Below are 20,210 nucleotides of genomic sequence, written 5' to 3' on the forward strand. Positions count from 1 at the left end.
GCCGTGCAGGGAACGGGGCTAGGCTGGGCGACCGGGACGGGACCAGGCGAGGGCACCGGTTCCCGTGGTGCGAGGACGACCTCCTCCGCTGCGGGAGCAGGAGCCGAGGGATGCGACGGGCCCGTCCGGATGATCGAAGACGAATCAACGGAGAGAGTGGGCGATCGGCTGTGTCGAGCCAGTTGACCGGAGCAGGAACAGAGCAGGGCGCGGAGGACTTCGGAGCCAACGAGTGGCTCGTGGAGGAGCTGTACGAGCAGTACAGAGCCGACCGGGCCTCGGTGGACGAGTCCTGGTGGCCGATTCTCGAGCGCTACGGCGCCCAGCTCGCGAACTCCGGCAAGACGGCGCCGGCGCCCGCCCCCGCCGCGGCGAAGCAGGCACCGGCCGCCGAGCGGATCTCCTCGAGCGGCGGAGGTGCGGTGACCCATCCTGCCGCCACCTCCTCCGAGCAGACCCCCGCCTCCCGCACCACGTCGATGCAGCCCAAGGCCCAGCCGATCCCGGCCGACGCGCCGGTGAGCAAGCCTGCGGCGGAGGACTCCACGCCGGACGAGGACGTCGTCACTCCACTGCGCGGTATGGCGAAAAGCCTCGCGACGAACATGGACGCCAGCCTCAGCATCCCCACTGCCACGAGCGTCCGCACGATCCCGGCGAAGCTGATGATCGACAACCGCATCGTGATCAATAACCACCTGCGCCGCACCCGCGGCGGCAAGGTCTCGTTCACCCACGTGATCGGCTGGGCGCTCATCCGCGCTCTCAAGGACTTCCCGAGCCAGAACGTCTTCTACGACGAGGTCGACGGCAAGCCGGCGGTCGTCGCTCCCGCGCACGTCAACCTGGGCATCGCGATCGACATGCCCAAGCCCGACGGCACCCGTGCCCTGCTCGTCCCGAGCATCAAGCGGGCCGACACGCTCAGCTTCACCGCCTACCTCTCGGCCTATGAGGACCTGGTCAAGCGCGCCCGCGGCAACAAGCTCGTCGCCGGCGACTTCGCCGGCACCACCCTCTCGCTGACGAACCCCGGCGGCATCGGGACGGTCCACTCCGTCCCCCGGCTGATGAAGGGCCAGGGCTGCATCATCGGCGCGGGCGCCCTCGAATACCCGGCCGAGTTCCAGGGCGCGTCCGAGAAGACGCTGGTCGAGCTGGGCATCGGCAAGACCATCACCCTCACCTCGACGTACGACCACCGCGTCATTCAGGGCGCCGGCTCGGGCGAATTCCTGGGGATCGTGCACGAGCTACTGCTCGGCGGCCGCGACTTCTACGAGGACATCTTCGCCGCACTGCGCATCCCGTACGACCCGATCCACTGGTCGACCGACATCGCCGTCGATCTCGCCGAGCGCGTCTCCAAGACCGCCCGCGTGCAGGAGCTCATCAATTCGTTCCGCGTCCGCGGCCACCTGATGGCCGACGTGGATCCACTGGAGTATGTGCAGCGCTCCCACCCCGACCTCGCCATCGAGAGCCACGGACTCACCTTCTGGGACCTCGACCGCGAGTTCGTCACCGACGGCTTCGGCGGCAAGCGCCAGCTCAAGCTCCGCGACATTCTCGGGATCCTGCGCGATTCGTACTGCCGCACGGTCGGCGTCGAATACATGCACATCCAGGATCCGGACCAGCGCGCCTGGATGCAGCACAAGCTCGAACGCGGCTACGAGAAGCCGGGCCACGACGAGCAGCTGCGCATCCTCGGCAAGCTCAACGAGGCCGAGGCCTTCGAGACCTTCCTGCAGACCAAGTACGTGGGCCAGAAGCGCTTCTCGCTCGAGGGCGGGGAGTCGCTCATCGCGCTCCTGGACGCCGTCCTGCAGGGCGCGGCCGACGAGCAGCTCGACGAGGTCGCGATCGGCATGGCCCACCGCGGCCGTCTGAACGTCTTGACCAACATCGCCGGTAAGACCTACGGCCAGATCTTCCGCGAGTTCGAGGGCACGCAGGACCCGCGCACGGTCCAGGGCTCCGGAGACGTGAAGTACCACCTCGGCACCGAGGGCACCTTCCGCGGCGCGGCGGGCGAGGAGATCCCCGTGTACCTCGCGGCGAACCCCTCCCACCTCGAGGCCGTCAACGGCGTGCTCGAGGGCATCGTCCGTGCCAAGCAGGACCGCAAGCCCATCGGCACGTTCACCACGCTGCCGATCCTCGTCCACGGCGACGCGGCGATGGCGGGGCAGGGCGTGGTCGTCGAGACCCTGCAGATGTCACAGCTGCGCGCGTACCGCACCGGCGGCACGATCCACATCAACATCAACAATCAGGTCGGATTCACGACCCCGCCGCACGAGGCGCGCACCTCGATCTACTCGACCGACGGCGCGAAGTCCATCCAGGCGCCGATCTTCCACGTGAACGGTGACGACCCGGAGGCCGTCGTGCATGTCGGCCAGCTCGCGTTCGAATACCGCCAGCGTTTCCACCGCGACGTGGTCATCGACCTGATCTGCTACCGCCGCCGAGGGCACAACGAGGGCGACGACCCCTCGATGACTCAGCCGCTGATGTACAGCCTGATCGAGGCGAAGCGCTCGGTGCGCAAGCTCTACACCGAGGCGCTCGTCGGCCGCGGCGACATCACCGAGGAGGAGTACGACCACGCGCACCAGGACTTCCAGGACCGCCTGGAGCGCGCCTTCGCCGAGACGCACGCGGCGCAGACCGGCGCGATCCCCGTGATCACCGCCAATGGCGACTCCGTGGCCGACCTCGAGCTGCCCGACGCGCAGCAGGGCGAGGACTACCCGGGCGAGCCCGAGGTGACCGGAGTGAAGAACGAGGTCATCACCCGCATCGGCGACGCGTTCACCACTCCGCCCGAGGGCTTCACCGTGCACCCGAAGCTCCAGCAGCTCCTCACCAAGCGCACAGAGATGAGCCGCTCCGGCTCGATCGACTGGGCGTTCGGCGAGCTGCTCGCACTCGGCTCACTCCTGCTCGAGGACACCCCGGTGCGACTGGTCGGCCAGGACACCCGCCGCGGCACCTTCGTCCAGCGCCACGCCGTGCTGCACGACCGCGAGAACGGCCAGGAGTGGCTGCCGCTGATGAACCTCTCGGAGCAGCAGGCACGGCTCTGGATCTACGACTCGCTGCTCTCGGAATACGCGGCGATGGCATTCGAGTACGGCTACTCGGTCGAGCGGCCCGACTCGCTCGTGCTGTGGGAGGCGCAGTTCGGCGACTTCGCGAACGGCGCCCAGATCGTGATCGACGAGTTCATCTCGTCGGCCGAGCAGAAGTGGGGCCAGCGCTCCTCACTCGTGCTTCTGCTTCCGCACGGCTACGAAGGCCAGGGGCCCGACCACTCGTCGGCCCGGATCGAGCGCTACCTGCAGATGTGCGCCGAGCGGAACATGACCGTCGCGCGCCCGTCGACGCCGGCGTCGTACTTCCACCTGCTGCGCCGACAGGCCTACTCGCGGCCGCGCCGTCCGCTCGTCGTCTTCACCCCGAAGGCGATGCTGCGCCTGCGCGGAGCGTCGAGTCCCGTCGAGGCCTTCACCTCGGGCCGCTTCGAACCGGTGATCGACGATGCGCGGATCCAGGACGCCTCGGCCGTGCGGCGCGTGCTGCTGCACGCCGGCAAGGTCCACTACGACCTCAAGGCCGAGCTGGAGAAGAAGCCGGACGACGCCATCGCACTGGTCCGGGTCGAGCAGTACTACCCGGCGCCGATCGAGGAGTTGCGCGGCATCGCCGAGCGCTACCCCGACGCGGAGTTCGTCTGGGTGCAGGACGAGCCCGAGAACCAGGGAGCCTGGCCGTTCATCGCGCTCGAGGTGGCTCCGACGCTGGGCCGCCCGATCCGTGTGGTGTCGCGTCCGGCGGCAGCCTCCCCCGCGGCCGGCTCGGCCAAGCGGCACGCCGCAGAGCAGGCCGACCTGCTGTCGCGGGCCCTCAGCCGCTGACTCGGGCTCGCGACATCCTGTTCGGCTCGTCGGATCCTCGCGATCCGGCGAGCCGGACCTGTTCTCGCGAGCCGGCGGTGCTTCGAGCGGCTCGACTAGAGGCGCGCAGGAGCGGACGAGTGCGCAGCGTGCTCGTCGCGGAGCATGCCGAGCACCTGGGCACGCAGGTCCTCCGGCGCCGTCTCCTTGCAGGCGCGCTGCACGGCAACAGTCAGCACGACGCCGACCTTCGCCTCGTCGGTGCAGTCGACGCATCCGGCCATGTGCTCGCGGATGTCGGCGGCGTCCTCCTTGCACAGCTCGTTGTGGAGGTACTCCTCCAGTTCCGCCTTCGCCTTCGTGCAGCCGCTGTCGGTCATGTCGTGCTCCCGGTGGTGAATGCGGCGCGGAATCCGCGCTCGCGTGCGTAGTCGGTGAGTCGTTCGCGCAACATCCGCCGGCCGCGATGCAGCCGGCTCATGACGGTCCCGACGGGGGTCTTCATGATGTCCGCGATCTCCTGGTAGGAGAAGCCTTCGACATCGGCGAAGTAGACGGCGAGCCGGAAGTCTTCCGGGATCGCCTGGAGCGCCTCCTTCACCGCGGTGTCGGGGAGATGGTCGATCGCCTCCGCCTCGGCCGAGCGGCTGGACGTGGCGGTGGTCGACTCGGCGCCGCCGAGCTGCCAGTCCTCCAACTCGTCGATCGCGCTCTGGTAGGGCTCGCGCTGCTTCTTGCGGTACGAGTTGATGAAGGTATTGGTGAGGATGCGGTAGAGCCAGGCCTTGAGGTTGGTGCCCTGCTCGAACTGGCGGAATGCGCCGAACGCCTTCGCGAACGTCTCCTGCACGAGGTCCTGCGCGTCCGAGGGGTTCTTCGTCATCCGCAGACCCGCCGCGTAGAGCTGGTCGATGAAGGGCAGGGCCTGCTGCTCGAAGAGGGACCGCAGATCGACGGGTGCCTCGACCGGAGCGTCGTCCAGGGACTCCTCGACGGTCTCCACGATCGTCTGCTCCGCATCGGCGGGCGCGGGAGCCTCGTCGGCGGAGGTGGTGCGGGGTTCGTCATCGCGAGTCATCACGAGCGATTCTAGGGCGGCGGCGCGGCGTAGGACCGGGGTTGCGGGTCGAGGTCGCCTGCGGGTGAGCGGGAGGGTCGAGGGTGCTGCTGTCATGCTCCACCTCCGTCACGCTCCGGCCGACGCCCTGCGCGCCGACTATCCTGACAACCGATGGTCTTCTCGCGTTATTCCGCTCCTGAGTTCGATCCGTACGGCGACGCCCGTGCGCTGCCCGGCGACGACTCCTGGCCCGCACCTCTGGCGGCCGGCGCCCTCGACGCCGAGGTCGGCCTGCCCGGCTCCAAGTCGCTGACCAACCGCGAGCTCGTGCTCTCGGCGCTGGCAGACGGGCCCTCGACGCTCCGAGCGCCGCTGCACTCGCGCGACAGCGCTCTGATGATCGAGGCGCTGCGCTCGCTCGGAACCACGATCCGCGAAACGGGCGCGACCGGTGACTTCGGTCCCGACCTCGTCGTCGAGCCGGCCGAGGAGTTGCTCGGCTCGACCACGGTCGACTGCGGCCTCGCCGGCACTGTGATGCGCTTCGTCCCGCCGCTGGCCGGCCTCGCGCTCGGCCCGACCACTTTCGACGGCGACGCGTATGCTGCGAAACGGCCGATGGGGGCCACGGTCACCTCTCTCCGCTCGCTCGGAGTCGACGTGGCCGATGACGGTCGCGGCGCGCTCCCCTTCACCGTGCACGGCTCGGGGTCCGTCCGCGGCGGAGATGTCGTGGTCGACGCCTCCCGATCGAGCCAGTTCGTCTCGGCTCTTCTGCTGGCCGGTGCGCGATTCGACGAGGGGCTGCACCTGCGCCACGAGGGCAGCGCGGTTCCCTCGCGACCGCACATCGACATGACGATTGCCGCTCTGGCGGCCCGCGGAGTCGAGGTGGGCACACCCGCCGAGGGCGAGTGGGCGGTCGCGCCGCAGCCGATCGCAGGTGCCGACGTGCTGATCGAGCCCGACCTCTCGAATGCGGCGCCGTTCCTCGCGGCGGCGCTCGTCACCGGCGGTCGCGTCCGCCTGCGGCACTGGCCCGCGGTCACGACGCAGGTCGGAGCGCATCTCGAGCGGATCCTGCCGCTGTTCGGCGCCGTCGTCGAGCGCGACGGGCAGGACCTCGTGGTCACCGGCGGCGACGAGATCCTCGGTGTCGACCTCGACCTCTCCGAGGGCGGCGAGCTCGCTCCCGCCCTCGCGGCCCTCGCAGCGCTCGCCTCCACCCCCAGCACCTTCACCGGCATCGGCCACATCCGCCACCACGAGACCGATCGCCTCGCCGCGCTCGCCGCCGAGATCACCGGCCTCGGCGGGATCGTCACCGAACTCGCGGACGGCCTGCGGATCGAGCCCGCCGAGCTGCACGGCGGACGCTGGCGCACCTACTCCGATCACCGGATGGCGCACGCCGGTGCGCTGATCGGGCTGGTCGTCCCCGGCGTGGTGATCGAGGACATCGCCACGACGGCGAAGACCCTCCCCCAGTTCCCGGAGCTGTGGTCGACCCTCGCCCGATCGGTCTGACCCGTGTCGTGGTGGACGGACAGCGGCCTCGACGCCGACGGCGCTCTCGACGACTTCGACGGCTACGACGAATCGGACGCGCGGGTGCGGCCGAATCCGAAGGGCACCAAGCCGCGCACGAAGAACCGGCCGGCCTACCAGGACGCCGAGAGCGCGATGGTGCTGGGAGTCGACCGCGGCCGCTACACGGTGATGATCGGCGACGGGACGCCCGAGGAGCACGAGTTCACGGCAGCTCGCGCCCGCGAGCTGCGGCGGCAGGCCATCGTCGCCGGCGATCGCGTCGACGTGGTCGGCGACTCCAGCGGGGATGAGGGGACCCTCGCGCGGATCGTCCGCATCCGCGAGCGCTCGACCCTCCTGCGCCGCAGCGCCGATGACACCGACGCGATCGAGCGCGTGATCGTGGCGAACGCCGACCAGATGTTGTGCGTGGTGGCCGCTGCCGACCCCGAGCCGCGCACGCGCCTGGTCGACCGCTACCTCGTCGCGGCCTTCGACGCCGGGATCACTCCGATGCTCTGCATCACCAAGACCGACCTCGCGGACCCGGCCCCGTTCCTGCGCAACTTCGAGGGGCTCGACCTGCGCGTGTTCCTCTCGAGCCAGGACGAGCCGCCCGTCGACGAGATCGCCGAGGCCCTGCTCGGCCACGAGACCGTCGTCGTCGGGCACTCCGGAGTCGGCAAGTCGACGCTCGTCAACAAGCTCGTCCCGGATGCGCACCGCGCCACCGGGCACGTCAACACGGTGACGGGCCGCGGCCGGCACACCTCCTCCTCCACTGTCTCGCTGCGCGTGCAGCGCAGTGACCGACACGGCTGGGTGATCGACACCCCCGGCGTCCGCTCGTTCGGACTCGGCCACGTGAACACCGACAACATTCTCGGCGCCTTCACGACCCTCGCCGTGATCGCGCAGGACTGCCCGCGGGGCTGCACGCACCTGCCCGACTCCCCCGACTGCGCGATCATCGAGGCGGTCGAGGGCGGCCTGCTGGGCGCCAGCGGACCGGAGCGGCTCGACTCGCTCCAGCGCCTCCTCACCACCTTCGCCACGACCGACGGAAGCAGACGATGACCGACCTCTCCCCCCTCCCGACCGAGGCGCGCCTCGCCGTCGGCGACACCGCTCCCGCTTTCACGCTGCCGAACCAGGACGGGGAGCCCGTCTCGCTGGCGGAGTACCACGGGCGTCGAGTCATCCTCTTCTTCTACCCCGAAGCGGACACCCCCGGCTGCACCACGGAGGCGTGCGACTTCCGCGACAACGCGGCGTCCCTCCGAGAGTCCGGCTACGAGGTGCTCGGGCTCTCGCGCGACACCCCGGACGCCCTGCGTCGGTGGGCGGACGCGCAGGGCATCACCTACCCGCTGCTGAGCGACCCCGACATGACGGTCCACCGTGCTTACGCGGTCTGGGGCGAGAAGAAGCTCTACGGCAAGACGGTCGTCGGCGTCCTGCGCTCGACGTTCGTGGTCGGGGCTGAGGGTGCACTGGAATTCGCTCAGTACGGGGTCCGGGCGACCGGGCATGTGCAGGCGCTACGGAGGAAACTGAAGCTGATCTGACCCTGGCGCGCAGTGCCGGTCACCGCGCGCCAAACGCCTCCCTGCACCCGTCCTCTCTGCGAGCATCGCTCATGTCGATGAGAGCGGCGCCACCGGCGCCCCGTCGAAACGAGGGGTGGACAGAGTGCGCACGAGAATTCGTAGGACGCTCGTCGGAGCCGCGCTCGCGGCCACAACCGGACTGCTGGCGGGCTGCACGCCGCCGGCGCCGCCGCCCCTCACCGCGTCGCGGGTGCTGCAATCGGTCAGCGTGTCCGCCTCGACCGACGGAGGCGTGCGGGCGATCGAGGGGACGGCCCTCGGCGTCGGGGACGACGCGTCCCACACCGCGGTCACGACCACCGCCTACGATCCCCACGCCGTCGCCGCCGACCTACCGGTCCGCATCCGCGCCACCTGGCGCACCGACGACGCCTCGGGCACCGATCTGGCCGGGCTCGCGGGCCGCTCCGGTCGGGTAGAGATCTCACTCGCGATCGAGAATCTGACGGTGCATGCCGAGGAGGTCGCGTTCGATGTGGCTGGGCGCTCAGCGAGCCGCGCGGCGCTCGTGGGCGCTCCGCTGACAATCGTCGCCTCGACCGTCCTGCCGGGCGTCTCACCGAGCCGCGTGGTCACCTCGAGCGAGTCGGGCGCCGTCACAAACGGCGTGCTGAGCCGCGACGATCACGGCGACGCCGTCGTGCAGTGGGCCTCCCTCCTCGCACCGCCCGGCGGAGGCGCGACCGCCACGCTGACACTCGTGGCGGACGTCACCGACTTCTCCGTCCCCGCGTTCGATCTGGCGGTGCAGCCGGGGCTGAGCACCGATCCGACGATCGCGGGTGCCCTCGACGCGGCCTTCGACACCGGAGCCGCCTCGCCGCTCGCGCTCGAGCGTCGCACGATCGAGGTGATCACCGCCGTCGACGACCTGCTCACCCAGGCGGGCACGACCGTCGCCGAAGTACGGACCTCGCTCGACGCGACCTCCGAGACGCTCGGCGTCCGCACGGCGGAGGAGCTGCGCAGCAGCAGTGCCTCGACGGCAGCCTCGATGCAGGGCCTCTCCGGGCAGCTCACCACGCTGAAGTCCCAGCTGTCGGAGACGGTCTCGGGCACCGAGTCCGGCCTGCTGCAGCAGCTCTCCCAGGCAATCGACGCGGTCGATGCAATGCTCGGCGACACGTCCGCCACGGTGCCGACGCCGAAGCTCTCGGGCAGCGGCTGTGCCGTAGCCGTCGAGCGCGGCAGCAGCGGCCCCAGCTCGATCCACTCGGAGCTGCTGCGCCTGACGACCGAGCTCGACGCCTACGGAACGGCCACCGGATCCTGTCGGGACGAGGTCGTCGCCGCGCTCCGCAGCGCCGTCGGACCGGAGGCGCCGTCCGCCGAGGCCTGCACCGCTCCCTCGATGACCTGCTCGCTCGCCGCCTCCGGCGCCGCAGTGGACGCAGTGCTGCTCGGGCTACTCGGTCGCGGGCAGGAGCTCGTGGACTCCTTACAGCCCGAGCTGATGGCCGGGGTGCAGGCGGAGTACGCCGCGCTCTCGAGCCGAGTCGATGCGACCTCGAGCGCCGTCGGTGCTCTCGCGGATCCGGACGGATCCGTCGCGGAGGCTCTGGCCGGACTGTCATCGACCCTCGATGGGCTCGACACCGGCGCTGGCGAGCTGGAGACGGCAGTCGCCTCGGTCGGCGCGGCCGCGACGACCGCGCTCGACGAAATCGGCACACCGAGTACCGCGGGCTCGTTGTCGGCGCAGAACCAGGACCTGGCCGATCGGCTCTGCGAGCTGCTGCCCGCGACTCCCACCGCGACGACTCCGACCCCGTCTCCGACCTCGCGCCCGACGAGCGCTCCCACCGGACTCTCGCGCAGCTCCGTCGAGGAGCTCCGGGCCTATCTCACCGCGACTCCCTGCTCCGGCAAGGGCCGTCTCGACACGCCCAAGGGCTACTCCGCCCCCGTGGCCGACCGGCTGAAGGAGCAGGTCGAGGCGTGGACGTCGGTCGCCTCGGCCGTCGGCGACACCGGCGCCGGTGCCGACCTCACCGAGCTTCGGACCGCGCTCGCCACGCTCCGCAGCGACGTGGCCGCGGCCGCAGCGACCGCCGGCTCCGACGACGCGCGCCTCACCGGGCTGCTCACCGCGCTTCGCACCGATGCCGCTGCGCTGACGGCCCGACGCGACGCGCTCGGCGTGCGCGTCGACGCTCTGAGCGCTCAGCAGGACGCCCTCGCCCCGGCGATCGAGCAGGCGTTCGCCGAGGCCGATGCGGCCGCCTCCTCGGCGGTCTCCGCGCTCCTCGACGAGCAGGTGCGACGCGCATCGACCCGGTCGGAGGCCGACGCCGAGGCGATCGCCGCGATGTTCGGCCGGTCGGTGTCGGGACTGCACGGGGCGGCGTCCGGGATTCGCACCGACGCGGCAGCGACCGTCGATGCCGAGCATCAGGCACTCAGCACCGCTGAGGCCCGCATCGGGGAGGCGGTCTCCGAGCGCACCCGCGACTCACTCGCGAGGATCGCTACGACCATCGACGCCTCCACACGCGACACCGAGGCGGCCTCCGCTTTGCTCGCCGCGGATCTGCACAAGGTGCTTCTCGACCTGGGCGATCGGAGCGTCGGCGGGTCTGGCCTGCTCGGATCGATGACCACGAGCGCCGCCAAGGTCGGCACGGCGGACGTGCAGCTCGCCCTCGCTTCGCAGAGCGCTCAGGGCTATGCCGCGGTCCGCTCCGAGGACGTCTCCGGAATCCTCCTCACCCAAGCGCAGGAGCGGGCCTCGATCCGGGCCGCAGACGCGCTGCCGGCGTTCCACCTCGAGCTCCCCGACGGCACACGGACGCAGACTGTCTACTCCTTCCGGATCGGGGACGTCCGATGACTCGCCTCGCTCGCCGCGCCGCGCCGCGGTCCCGGCCAAACCGGCGAACACTTCTGCTGATCGGCGCGACGGTCGGCGCACTACTGGCCCTCGGCGGGGCACTCGTCTCGCTCCTCCCTCCGCAATCGGCGCCAACGACCGCGGTCGCGGCGCTCCCCGTCGGTCTCTCCTGCGCCCGGGTGCCCGAGCAGCTGCAGCTCGGGGTCGTCGTCTCCCTCAGTGCGGCTCCGGGCGAGGGCGCGGAGTGGAAGGATGCGGCGAACGGAGCCGTCGTCGCCGCGCGCCGGTTCGAGATGGGCGGGTGCGAGGTCGGTCTCGTCGCCGCCGATGATCACGGGACACCCGAGGGAGCGCGTGCCGCGATCGAGCAGCTGGCAGGCGAGCACGTGTCGGGGATCGTGCTCGCGACTCGTGGAGGGCACACCGGCGCCGCGGTGGAGGCCGCCCGAGCCGCGGGGATCGCCCTCGTCCTCCCCTACGGCGGCGACCCGGCCGGGTCCGGCGACGGTGCCTGGCTGATCACGCCGGACACCGCGGCGGCGGACGCGGCACTCGTGGAGGTGGTCGGCGCCGACGCCCGAGTGCTCCTCGTCGATGCCGGTGGCGGCACCCCGCACGGTCTCTCGCCCGCTGCGACGGTGACTGCCGACCCGGGGGCCACCGCTGACGCCCTGATCGCTGCCGCGCGACCTCACCTCGAGGGCACGCAGACGGTGGACCGCGTGGTCGTGTCCGGGCCCGCCGCCGCTCAGGCGGTCGCGGTCGCTGCTCTGCAGGCCGCCGGGACGAGCGCGCCCGTCCTCCTCACGCCCGATGCCCTGAGCCCTGCCTTCGCTCCCGCACTCATCGCCGCCGGAGGGACTCTCTCGGGAGATCTCACCACCGTCGGTGCGGACTCCGGTGACGCCGTCGCCCTGCGCGGCGATGAGCGCGGCCGCGCGGCCTCCGCCTTCCTGGGCGCCGTGCGGATGACCGCGGACGACTCCGCGGGGACGACCCTCCTCGGAGATCGCGAGTTCGACGACGTCGCCGCAGTCGCCGATGCCTCCAGCCACGACGCGGTGGTGGCGCTGGTGCGAGCCGCGGCAGCAGCGGGCAGCAGCACGCCCTCCTCGGTCGCCGCCGCTCTCGCAGGATCCACGGTCGGACCGGCCGACGGCCTCGTCGGGCCGGCGCTCGACTTCGGTACGGCGAGCGCGCTCACCAGTGCGGTCGTTCCCTTGCACGCGTCGCCACAGGACCTCGGCCTGCGGCCCACCGATCCGCCACTGCTCTGGTTCGCCGGGCAGACCCGAACCTGAGGGCACCGATGCGACTCCTCCTCGACCTCGACGACGCCCGCACCGACATCGACCTCGGGCGTTACCGCAGTTCCGCGACCCTCGGCGATCTCGTCGACGCCGTCACCGGGCATCGTCCGCCGTCCGGAACGGCCCTCGCCGTCGACTCCGCCCTGCATCCGGTCGACACCAGGCTGGTCGACCTGCTTCTGCTCGAGGGAACACGGATCGCCCGCTCTCCCGAGCCGCGGCCGGCACCGGTCCGCGGCTGGACGGCCACGCTCTCCGGTGGGCTCGGGGCCGGGGCGGTGATCGAGATCCCGCGGAGTCGACCGCTCACCGTCGGCCGATCCCCGCACGCCGATGTCGTCCTCGACACGGCGAGCGCGTCCTGGGAGCACTTCTCTGCGACCCGAGAGGGCGACGCCCTGCGGGTGCGGGACGCGGACAGCACGAACGGCACCCTGGTGGACGGCGTCCCCGCGACCGGCGAGGGCGTCCTCGTGGCCGACGCCGCGGTCGTCATCGCCGGAGGAGCGGCGCTCCTGCTCCGCGCCGCGCCGCACGAGCCCCTCGCCCCCGAACCGGGGAGCCTGAACAACCTGACCGCGAATGCGACCGTGCCCTTCAACCGGCCGCCGCGACCGGGGCGACCGGCCGCCGCCGACGCGGTCGTCCCACCCTCCCGCGTCGAGATCGCGTCCGCCACGAAGTTCAGTGTGATCACCGTCGCGGCGCCGCTGGTCCTCGCCTTCGCGATGGTCCTGATCATGGGCGACGCCCGATACGCCCTGTTCGCCGCGCTCAGTCCGGTCGCCGGAGTGGGCATGTGGTTCGAGCAGAGGCACCGGCACACCCGAGCGATCCGAACCGAGGAGCACCGCTTCGGCGAGGCGCTGCAGACGCTCCGCGACGACGTCGCCCGCGCGGCACGTCTCGAGCGAGCCCGCCTCGAGGAGGACGCGCCCGACCCGGCGACGACGATCCGTCGCGCAGCGCTACCCGCCACCTCGCTGTGGCAGCGGCGCGCGACCTCCCCGGACGTGCTCGGCCTGCACATCGGCGTGGGCGACGTCCCGTGGTCTCCCCCACTCGACCAGCGCGGAGTGTCACGGCTCGAGGAGCAGGTACGTGCGATCCTCGCGGAGAGCGTGGTCCCGAGCGCACCCGTGTCGATCGATCTCGCCGACGGGGGTGTTGTCGGCATCGTCGGCGATCGCGAGGGCAGCCTCGCCCTGGCGCGGAGCCTGCTCTGCCAGGCAGCCGTCCACTGCGGACCGGCCGACCTCGCCGTCGGCGTGTTCTGCGACCGGGGACGCGACTCCGACTGGAGCTGGGCCTCCTGGCTCCCCCACACCCGGCTCCTCGGTGGCGAGCGCCGTCTCTCCGACCGGCGCGAGCGCAGCACCGAACTCCTCCGCGCTCTTCGCGACGAACGCGCGCCGCGGGTGCTCCTGGTGCTGGACTCGGACGTGCTGACCGAGGGCCGCGACGCCCCCGCACGCGAGCTCCTCGGGCTCGGACGCGGTGAGCGCGAGCCCGCGACCCGCATCTCCGGGGTCGTCCTCGCGGCGTCGGAGGAGCAACTCCCCGCCTCCTGCACGGTCGTCGTGCGGGTCGGGGCGGACGCATCGGCGGTCCTCTCGCGTCCCGACGAGCGGACGACGGTCGAGGATGTGGTGCTCGCCGGACTCGCCCCCGCCACGGCCGAGCGCTGCGCGCGAGACCTGGCACGCTTCGAGGACCCCGAGCTCGTCACCGCGGGCGCGGCTCTCCCCTCGCTCGTGCGGCTCCCGCCACTCTTGGGGACCGATCGTCCGACGGCCACCGACGTCCGGAAGTGGTGGTCGAGCGCACGAGGTGTCCGTGCGCCCGTCGGAGCCGGGGAGCACGGTCCTCTCGTGCTCGACCTCGTCGCCGACGGCCCGCACGGCCTGGTGGGAGGCACCACCGGCTCGGGGAAGAGCGAGTTCCTGCGCTCCTTCGTCGCCGGCCTGGCCGCCTGGAACGATCCGACGCGTCTCAACTTCGTGCTGATCGACTTCAAGGGCGGAGCGGCGTTCGCGGCCTGCGAGCGGCTCCCGCACACGATCGGCACGATCAGCAACCTCGACGCGCAGCTCGCCGACCGTGCCCTGCGCGCCCTCGAGGCCGAAATGAAGCGGCGTCAGCGGATCTTCGCCGCGGCGGGCGAGGGCGTCGACACTCTCGACGCCTACTGGGCCACCTCGCCGGCGGAGCCGATGCCACGACTCCTGCTCGTCGTGGACGAGTTCGCCATGCTGGCGAAAGAGCATCCCGACGTCCTGACCTCGCTGGTCAGCGTCGCGGCCGTCGGCCGGACGCTCGGGGTCCACATGATCCTCGCAACCCAGCGTCCCGCGGGCGTGGTTAACGACGACATTCTCGCGAACACCAACCTCCGCGTCGCTCTCCGCGTGCAGAGCCGCGACGACTCCGCCAACGTGATCGGAGTCGCGAGCGCTGCCGAGATCTCCCGCTCGCAGACCGGTCGGGCCTTCGTGAAGCTCGGCCAGAACGACATCTCCCCGGTGCAGACCGCGCTGGTCACCGGGCGCGCGGAGGCGGCGGCGGTCGAAGCGATCGAGGTCCGGCTGGTCGGATTCACGGGGGTGCCGCTCGAGGATCCCTCTCCGGTCACGGCCGACGAGACGGCACCGACCGATCTCGACCTCCTGATCGACGCCGTGGTGGAGGCGGACGCCGATGCCGGATTCGCGCCACCTCGTCCGATCTGGCCGGCGCCACTCGGCGACGCTGTGCCCTTCGGTGGGTTCGGTGCGGAGGAATCCGACCTCGGCCGCGTCGTCGACGACGTCCTGCAGTTCGCTCTCTCGGACGACCCCGACCGCCAGCGCCAGGTCGCGACCGGCTGGGACCTCGGCGAGGGGAATCTGCTCCTGCTCGGCATCCCCGGCAGCGGCACGAGCACGGCTCTCGCCTCGATCGCTCTGACCGCGACCCGCCATTTCTCACCGGACGAACTCGACCTGTACGTCCTCGATGCCGGCTCCCGCGACGGCGCCCCGCTCGCGCGCCTCCCGCACACCGTCTCCTACGTGGGCGCGGGAGCCGGTGCCCACGAGAAGCAAACCCGTTTCCTCCGTCACCTCCGCGACGAGGTGCGCAGGCGTCGGGCGTCACCCGGTGAGCATCGTCGGGCGCTGGTGCTCATCGACGGGCTCGCAACGCTGAAGGACGAGTTCGCCGACTGGGAGGGCCTAGCCCTGATGGAGGCGTTCTCCCGCGCCTACGCCGATGGACCGGAGCTCGGCCTGCATTTCGCGGTGACGACCAGCCGCGCGAAGGCGATCCCCTCCGTCATGGAGGAGGTGACGACGCAGAAGTGGCTGTTCCGCCTCGCGGACCCACAGGACTACTCCGTCTCGGGCGTGAAGCCGGCGTCTGCGCCCGCTCCGGTGCCGGGTCGCTGCGTCCTGGTCGCGTCGCTCCTGCAGACCCACGTCGCGACCGCAGCGGTCGGTCTCGACCGGGCGATCGCCGAAGTGGTGGCCCTGTGGCCGGACGCCGGGAGTAAGACGAGCGCGGTCGGCACGCTCCCCGAGCGGGTCGCGGTGAGCGCGCTCGGGCTGAAAGCCCGCTTCGACCAGGAGCCGTGGCTGCTTCCGATCGGTCTGGGCGAATCGGACCTCGCCCCGCTGGCGTTCCAGGTGTTCGAGGGTGAGCACATCACCGTCACCGGCCCCGCGCGATCCGGCAAGTCCACCGTGCTGCTCGCCCTGGCTGAAGCGGCGCGGGCCGCGGGCTCCGTCGCGATCTGGGGCGCGTGTGATCGCCGGTCCCCGCTGGCGGGCGCCGACCTCGACCGGCTCGCCGTCGGCGCGGATGAGCTGCGGACTCTTCTCGGGTCGCTTCTGATGGAGGACGGCCCCGTGCTGCTCCTCCTCGACGACGCCGAGCGCTGGGACGATTCCGACCAGTCGCTGCTGCGGTTGATCTCGTCGGGCAGGCCGGGGCTCTGTGTCGTCCTGGCCGGCCGATCGAACGACCTGCGTCATCACTTCGGGAACTGGACGAAGAAGGCTGCGGCCTCCCGTTCGATCCTGCTGCTGCAGCCCGACATCGATAACGACAACAATCTTTTCGGTTCGCAGATCCCCCGCCGTTTCCCGGTGCCGCCGACGGTGGGCCGCGGCTTCGTCAGCCTGAACGGCGAGGTCCATTTCGTCCAGTCGGTGTCCCCGACACCGGCGGACGGCGGTGCCTAGACCTACCGAGGAGATTCAGGGGGACGGAGGCGCTCGGCTCCATGAAGAGTCGCCGAGCGTGGGAGTCGCCGAGCGTGCGGCGTCAGCAGGCCCCCGGCGTCGCGAACCCGTCGGCTGCCCTCGGGCCTCAGATCAGCCACCAAATGAGCTGCGCACGCTGCCGCACGTTCTCAGCGTGCTCGCCGAGCTCATTCGTCGCTTCGGCGTCGAGAGAGCCGTCGGGTCGGCGGACGCATTGACTGTCGACGCCCCAGTCCTTGAGCCCGTAGGAGGAGAGGACAGCCCTGCACACCTGCCGCATCTCCCCCAGCGTCGTCGCCTCTCGCGCTCGGCAGGCGTGCTTGGCGAAAAGGTCGGCGTAAAAGGAGGCTTATGCAAAATTCGAGTAGGGCTTCACAAAAATCCTGGTCAGAGGCCTGTTCGCTGGGCGCGCCAGGGAATTTTGCATAAGTCTCTAGGTTTCTCGCGGCGATCGATCCGCCAGATGGGCGAGCGCCGCAGCGTACCCGTCTCGGCGTCGGTCGCTCAGACGGAAGAGTTTCATAGGAGTGTTTCCTTCCAGATATTTACTGGAGTCGCAGTGACGCTTCGAGATCGGTTGAGTCGTTCGGCCGACCCGCATACCTGTCCTTCCGGGAACCAAGCCGTTGGCCGAAACTACTCACCAGACACGATACCGGAGAATCTGGATGTCAATACCACCATCGAAAAAAGCGCGCTTCTCGCAGCACTGTGCGCACCGCCTCTTCATAACCCCTCGTCCGCTCCCGATCGATGGTCCGATCAGCGTGGAGGACGCACCGTTCCTCAAGGCCAGTCATCGTTCCCACAAACGTTCCCCGGACAAGCGATGCCACCTGCCTCACCTGTCGGACCGAAGTAGCGTTCCGCACGGTATGGCCATATTCCTCGAATTGCTTGGAAGCGAGAGGCGCATCAATAGACGTGAAATACGAGCCACAATCGTCTATCGCGTCCGCGAATCGATTTTTTCCGGCGTCAATCAGGGCAGTAGAAGCCATGAATCAATCTCCTTCGCACTATCCTTGCACAGGAATGAGCCTTGCCGGCAATCCCACGCGGCTTAGGCACGATCGCCGCAAAGCGCCTTCGACGTATGTCAATCACCAATCAGTAAAAACTGAGTCAGAGAGCGTTATTCATAAGCATTTACCAGCCGAGTCGGTAAAGTTCGAGGCGGGTGACGGTGCGAATGAGGTTGGGAAGTTCTGTAAGACGTCCGCGATAGCCGGTCTTGAGGATTTTCCAGTTCTTCCAGTGCGCGATGCATCTTTCGACCGCCGAACGGATGGAGGAGATGTATCGGTTGGCTGTACGTGTGTTGTCATCATGTTGTCCGTGGTGAAATTTTTTCCGTGGAGTGACTGCGGTGGTCCCGACGTACGCTGGGTCCGCTATCCACTCGGCATTATCGAGAATCGGTTCCCATCCACACAGGCTGATGGTCGCTCGGTCGTGCCGAGCGCCGGGGGTCGGATCGGACACGCAGAGCAAGTTACCGTTCACGTCCGAGGCAACGTGCACGTTCAGCCCTTGACGGTGTCGCTTCCCGGAGTAGTTCGCTCTCCCCGTCACGGCGCGGTTCCCGGTGGGAACATCGGTGCCGTCGACCAGGACCACTCGGCCCTGGATAGCCGTCTTTAAGAGCCTGTCAAGTTGTGTGTGTAAGTGCGTGGTCCTCGGGGGTTTAGAGGTAGCGGTGGATTCGTTCGGGAAACGCGATCGAGAGCTGCTCGAGAGCCTTCTTCCAATTCGTGACGACTTGTCCTTCGACGAGGCGTCCCTCAGCTCGACGTTCGGCGGCGGGGCGTCCTCGGTCGCGGGCTCGGTCGCGGGCGCGTTTGTCTTCGATGTCGCAGATCGCGAGCCAGAGCAGCTTGATCACGGCCGCGTCGTTGGGGAAGTGTCCGCGGTTCTTCGTGACTTTGCGCAGCTGGAAGTTCAGCGACTCGATCGCGTTGGTCGTATAGATCACCCGGCGCACCTCGGGCGGGAACGCGAGGAACGGCGTGAACCGCTCCCACGCGCTCTCGAACACCGCTGCCGCGTGCGGGTTCGCGCGCCCCAGCTCTGACGTCGTGAACGCCTCCAGCGCGGTCCTGGCGGCGTCCGCGGTCGGCGCTTGATAGACCGGCTTCAATGCGGCGGCGACGGCCTTGCGCTGCCCGTAGGCGACGAACCGCACGGCATTGCGGATCAGGTGCACGACGCAGGTCTGGACCATCGAGTCCGGCCAGGTCGCCTCGATCGCTTCCGGGAACCCCGTCAGCCCGTCGCAGCAGACGATGAGCACGTCACGGACGCCGCGGTTCGCGAGTTCCGCGCAGACCGACGCCCAGAACTTCGCGCCCTCGGCCTGCTGGACCCAGATCCCGAGAACATGCTTGATGCCGTCCATGTCAACGCCGACCGCGAGGTGCGCGGCCTTGTTGCGCACGTGCCCGCCGTCGCGGACCTTCACGATCAGAGCGTCGAGGTAGATCACCGGATAGAACGCCTCCAACGGCCGCGACTGCCAGGCGAGGACCTCGTCGGAGATCTCATCGACGATCTTCGAGATCGTCTCGCGCGAGAGCTCCGTGCCCACCGTCGCGGCGAGGTGATGCTCGATATCGCGGACAGTCATCCCACCGGCATACAGCGACACGATCATCTCGTCCAACTGCGACAACCGCCGGCTGCCCGTCGGGACCAGCCGAGGCGTGAACGTTCCCTTGCGATCCCGCGGGATCCGCAGCTCAACGTCGCCGACGTTCGTGGCGACGGTCTTCGGGAACGACCCGTTCCGGGAGTTCTCGTGAAACGCCGCGTCCGGGTCGCCCTTCTCGTATCCGACGTGCTCGGTCAGCTCCGTCTGCAACCCCCGCTCGAGCCCGGACTTGATCAGCTGCTGGATCAGCCCTCCAGCGCCCTCCAACTCGATCTCGCCCGCGTCGATCTTCGCGAACAGGTCATCCATCACGCCCGACTCGACCAAACGCGCAGCGCCCGCCTCCTGGGTCCTGCGCCGCGCTTCACGTGACACCCTATCGATAGCCAACAGAGTCATTCCTTCCATCAGGAGGCCCACTCCTTACACACACCATCAGACACGCTCGTCTTTAAACACACCCCCGACAAACAGCAGGCCTGCTCGATCAGCGGGACGATCCGCCGATATGCGCGAGAAATCGTGGGCTGCGACACACCGAACATATCCGCGATAGTCGCTTGGTTCACGTTCTGCCGCAATATGATCAAAGTCATAACGACCTGCTCGCGAATGTTCAGCAGCACCGGGCGTCCCGAAATCTCACCCCTCCCCGCGACAATCTGCCATATCCGACAGATCAGCTCCGTCAATTGCTCCGCATCCAGGCCTGTAGTAGAGTCGTACCGCATCGGCTTCCCGTTCCGAAAATAGCGAGCTTTGGAACTTCTCTTCTCCCGAATGGGAAGCCGATGTCTCGGAACGACACGCCCGAATCAGACCTAATGAATAACGCTCTCAGTACCACCATCGGAAAAAGCTTGCTTCTCTCAGCACTGTGCGCACAGCCTCGTCATAACTTTTAGTCCGCTCCCGATCGATGGTCCGATCAGCATCGAGGACGCACCGTTCCTTCAGGCCATTCATCGTTCCTACAAACGTTCCCCTGACAAGCGATGCCACCTGCCTCACTTGTCGGACCGAAGTAGCGTTCCGCACGGTATGAGCATATTCCTCGAATCGCGTAGACGAAAC

Annotated in this window: 13 protein-coding genes; 7 read left to right on the plus strand and 6 right to left on the minus strand. The window is 69.4% G+C overall.

Annotation, left to right across the window (positions count from 1 at the left end; translation table 11 throughout):
- Positions 1-170 precede the first annotated feature (170 nt).
- Entirely contained in the window at positions 171-3,926 is a 3,756-nt protein-coding gene (locus A6122_RS09790; protein ID WP_181137187.1) for a multifunctional oxoglutarate decarboxylase/oxoglutarate dehydrogenase thiamine pyrophosphate-binding subunit/dihydrolipoyllysine-residue succinyltransferase subunit, read from the plus strand.
- A 95-nt stretch (positions 3,927-4,021) separates the two neighbouring features.
- Here the strand turns inward: A6122_RS09790 and A6122_RS09795 are convergent, their stop codons facing one another.
- Both A6122_RS09795 and A6122_RS09800 read right to left on the minus strand, forming a co-directional pair.
- The gene (locus A6122_RS09795) at positions 4,022-4,285 is read right to left on the minus strand and encodes a zf-HC2 domain-containing protein (RefSeq protein ID WP_068254334.1); all 264 of its coding nucleotides are present in this window, start codon (positions 4,283-4,285) and stop codon (positions 4,022-4,024) included.
- On the minus strand, positions 4,282-4,983 hold the full coding sequence (locus tag A6122_RS09800; RefSeq protein ID WP_068254335.1) for a sigma-70 family RNA polymerase sigma factor: 702 nt from the start codon (positions 4,981-4,983) through the stop codon (positions 4,282-4,284). The genes A6122_RS09795 and A6122_RS09800 overlap by 4 nt, the downstream gene beginning before the upstream one ends.
- 153 nt (positions 4,984-5,136) lie before the next feature.
- Here A6122_RS09800 and aroA point away from each other — a divergent pair, with 153 nt between their 5' ends.
- The 6 genes from aroA (at position 5,137) to A6122_RS09830 (ending at position 16,465) form a co-directional block, all read left to right on the plus strand.
- Entirely contained in the window at positions 5,137-6,492 is a 1,356-nt protein-coding gene (gene aroA / locus A6122_RS09805) for a 3-phosphoshikimate 1-carboxyvinyltransferase (protein ID WP_068254336.1), read from the plus strand.
- Positions 6,493-6,495: 3 nt separating this feature from the next.
- On the plus strand, positions 6,496-7,572 hold the full coding sequence (rsgA, locus tag A6122_RS09810; RefSeq protein ID WP_068254340.1) for a ribosome small subunit-dependent GTPase A: 1,077 nt from the start codon (positions 6,496-6,498) through the stop codon (positions 7,570-7,572).
- Positions 7,569-8,063: a thioredoxin-dependent thiol peroxidase gene (bcp, locus tag A6122_RS09815; protein WP_068254341.1), complete on the plus strand. Its 495-nt coding sequence runs from the start codon at positions 7,569-7,571 to the stop codon at positions 8,061-8,063. The genes rsgA and bcp overlap by 4 nt, the downstream gene beginning before the upstream one ends.
- Positions 8,064-8,187: 124 nt before the next feature.
- On the plus strand, positions 8,188-10,935 hold the full coding sequence (locus A6122_RS09820) for a hypothetical protein (RefSeq protein ID WP_146077300.1): 2,748 nt from the start codon (positions 8,188-8,190) through the stop codon (positions 10,933-10,935).
- Positions 10,932-12,236 carry a hypothetical protein gene (locus A6122_RS09825; RefSeq protein WP_068254343.1) on the plus strand — a complete coding sequence of 435 codons (1,305 nt, stop codon included), beginning with the start codon at positions 10,932-10,934 and terminating at the stop codon, positions 12,234-12,236. Before A6122_RS09820 ends, A6122_RS09825 begins: the two co-directional genes overlap by 4 nt.
- Before the next feature lie 8 nt (positions 12,237-12,244).
- Positions 12,245-16,465, plus strand: a complete 4,221-nt coding sequence (locus A6122_RS09830) for an FtsK/SpoIIIE domain-containing protein (RefSeq protein ID WP_068254348.1) — start codon at positions 12,245-12,247, stop codon at positions 16,463-16,465.
- Positions 16,466-16,592: 127 nt separating this feature from the next.
- Here the strand turns inward: A6122_RS09830 and A6122_RS16570 are convergent, their stop codons facing one another.
- The 4 genes from A6122_RS16570 to A6122_RS09840 all read right to left on the minus strand — a co-directional run bounded on the left by A6122_RS16570 (position 16,593) and on the right by A6122_RS09840 (position 19,867).
- Positions 16,593-16,766, minus strand: coding sequence for a hypothetical protein (locus A6122_RS16570; RefSeq protein WP_157593796.1), 174 nt, complete (start codon positions 16,764-16,766; stop codon positions 16,593-16,595).
- Positions 16,767-17,635: 869 nt separating this feature from the next.
- Positions 17,636-18,106, minus strand: coding sequence for a transposase family protein (locus A6122_RS15810; protein WP_167542367.1), 471 nt, complete (start codon positions 18,104-18,106; stop codon positions 17,636-17,638).
- A gap of 67 nt (positions 18,107-18,173) precedes the next feature.
- Positions 18,174-19,445: an IS256 family transposase gene (locus tag A6122_RS09835; protein ID WP_418320007.1), complete on the minus strand. Its 1,272-nt coding sequence runs from the start codon at positions 19,443-19,445 to the stop codon at positions 18,174-18,176.
- A 98-nt stretch (positions 19,446-19,543) separates the two neighbouring features.
- Positions 19,544-19,867 (minus strand): helix-turn-helix domain-containing protein, encoded by a 324-nt coding sequence (locus A6122_RS09840; RefSeq protein WP_068254351.1) that lies wholly within the window; start codon positions 19,865-19,867, stop codon positions 19,544-19,546.
- Positions 19,868-20,210 lie beyond the last annotated feature (343 nt).

Source organism: Rathayibacter tritici (assembly GCF_001641005.1).
Taxonomy (GTDB): Bacteria; Actinomycetota; Actinomycetes; order Actinomycetales; family Microbacteriaceae; genus Rathayibacter; species Rathayibacter tritici.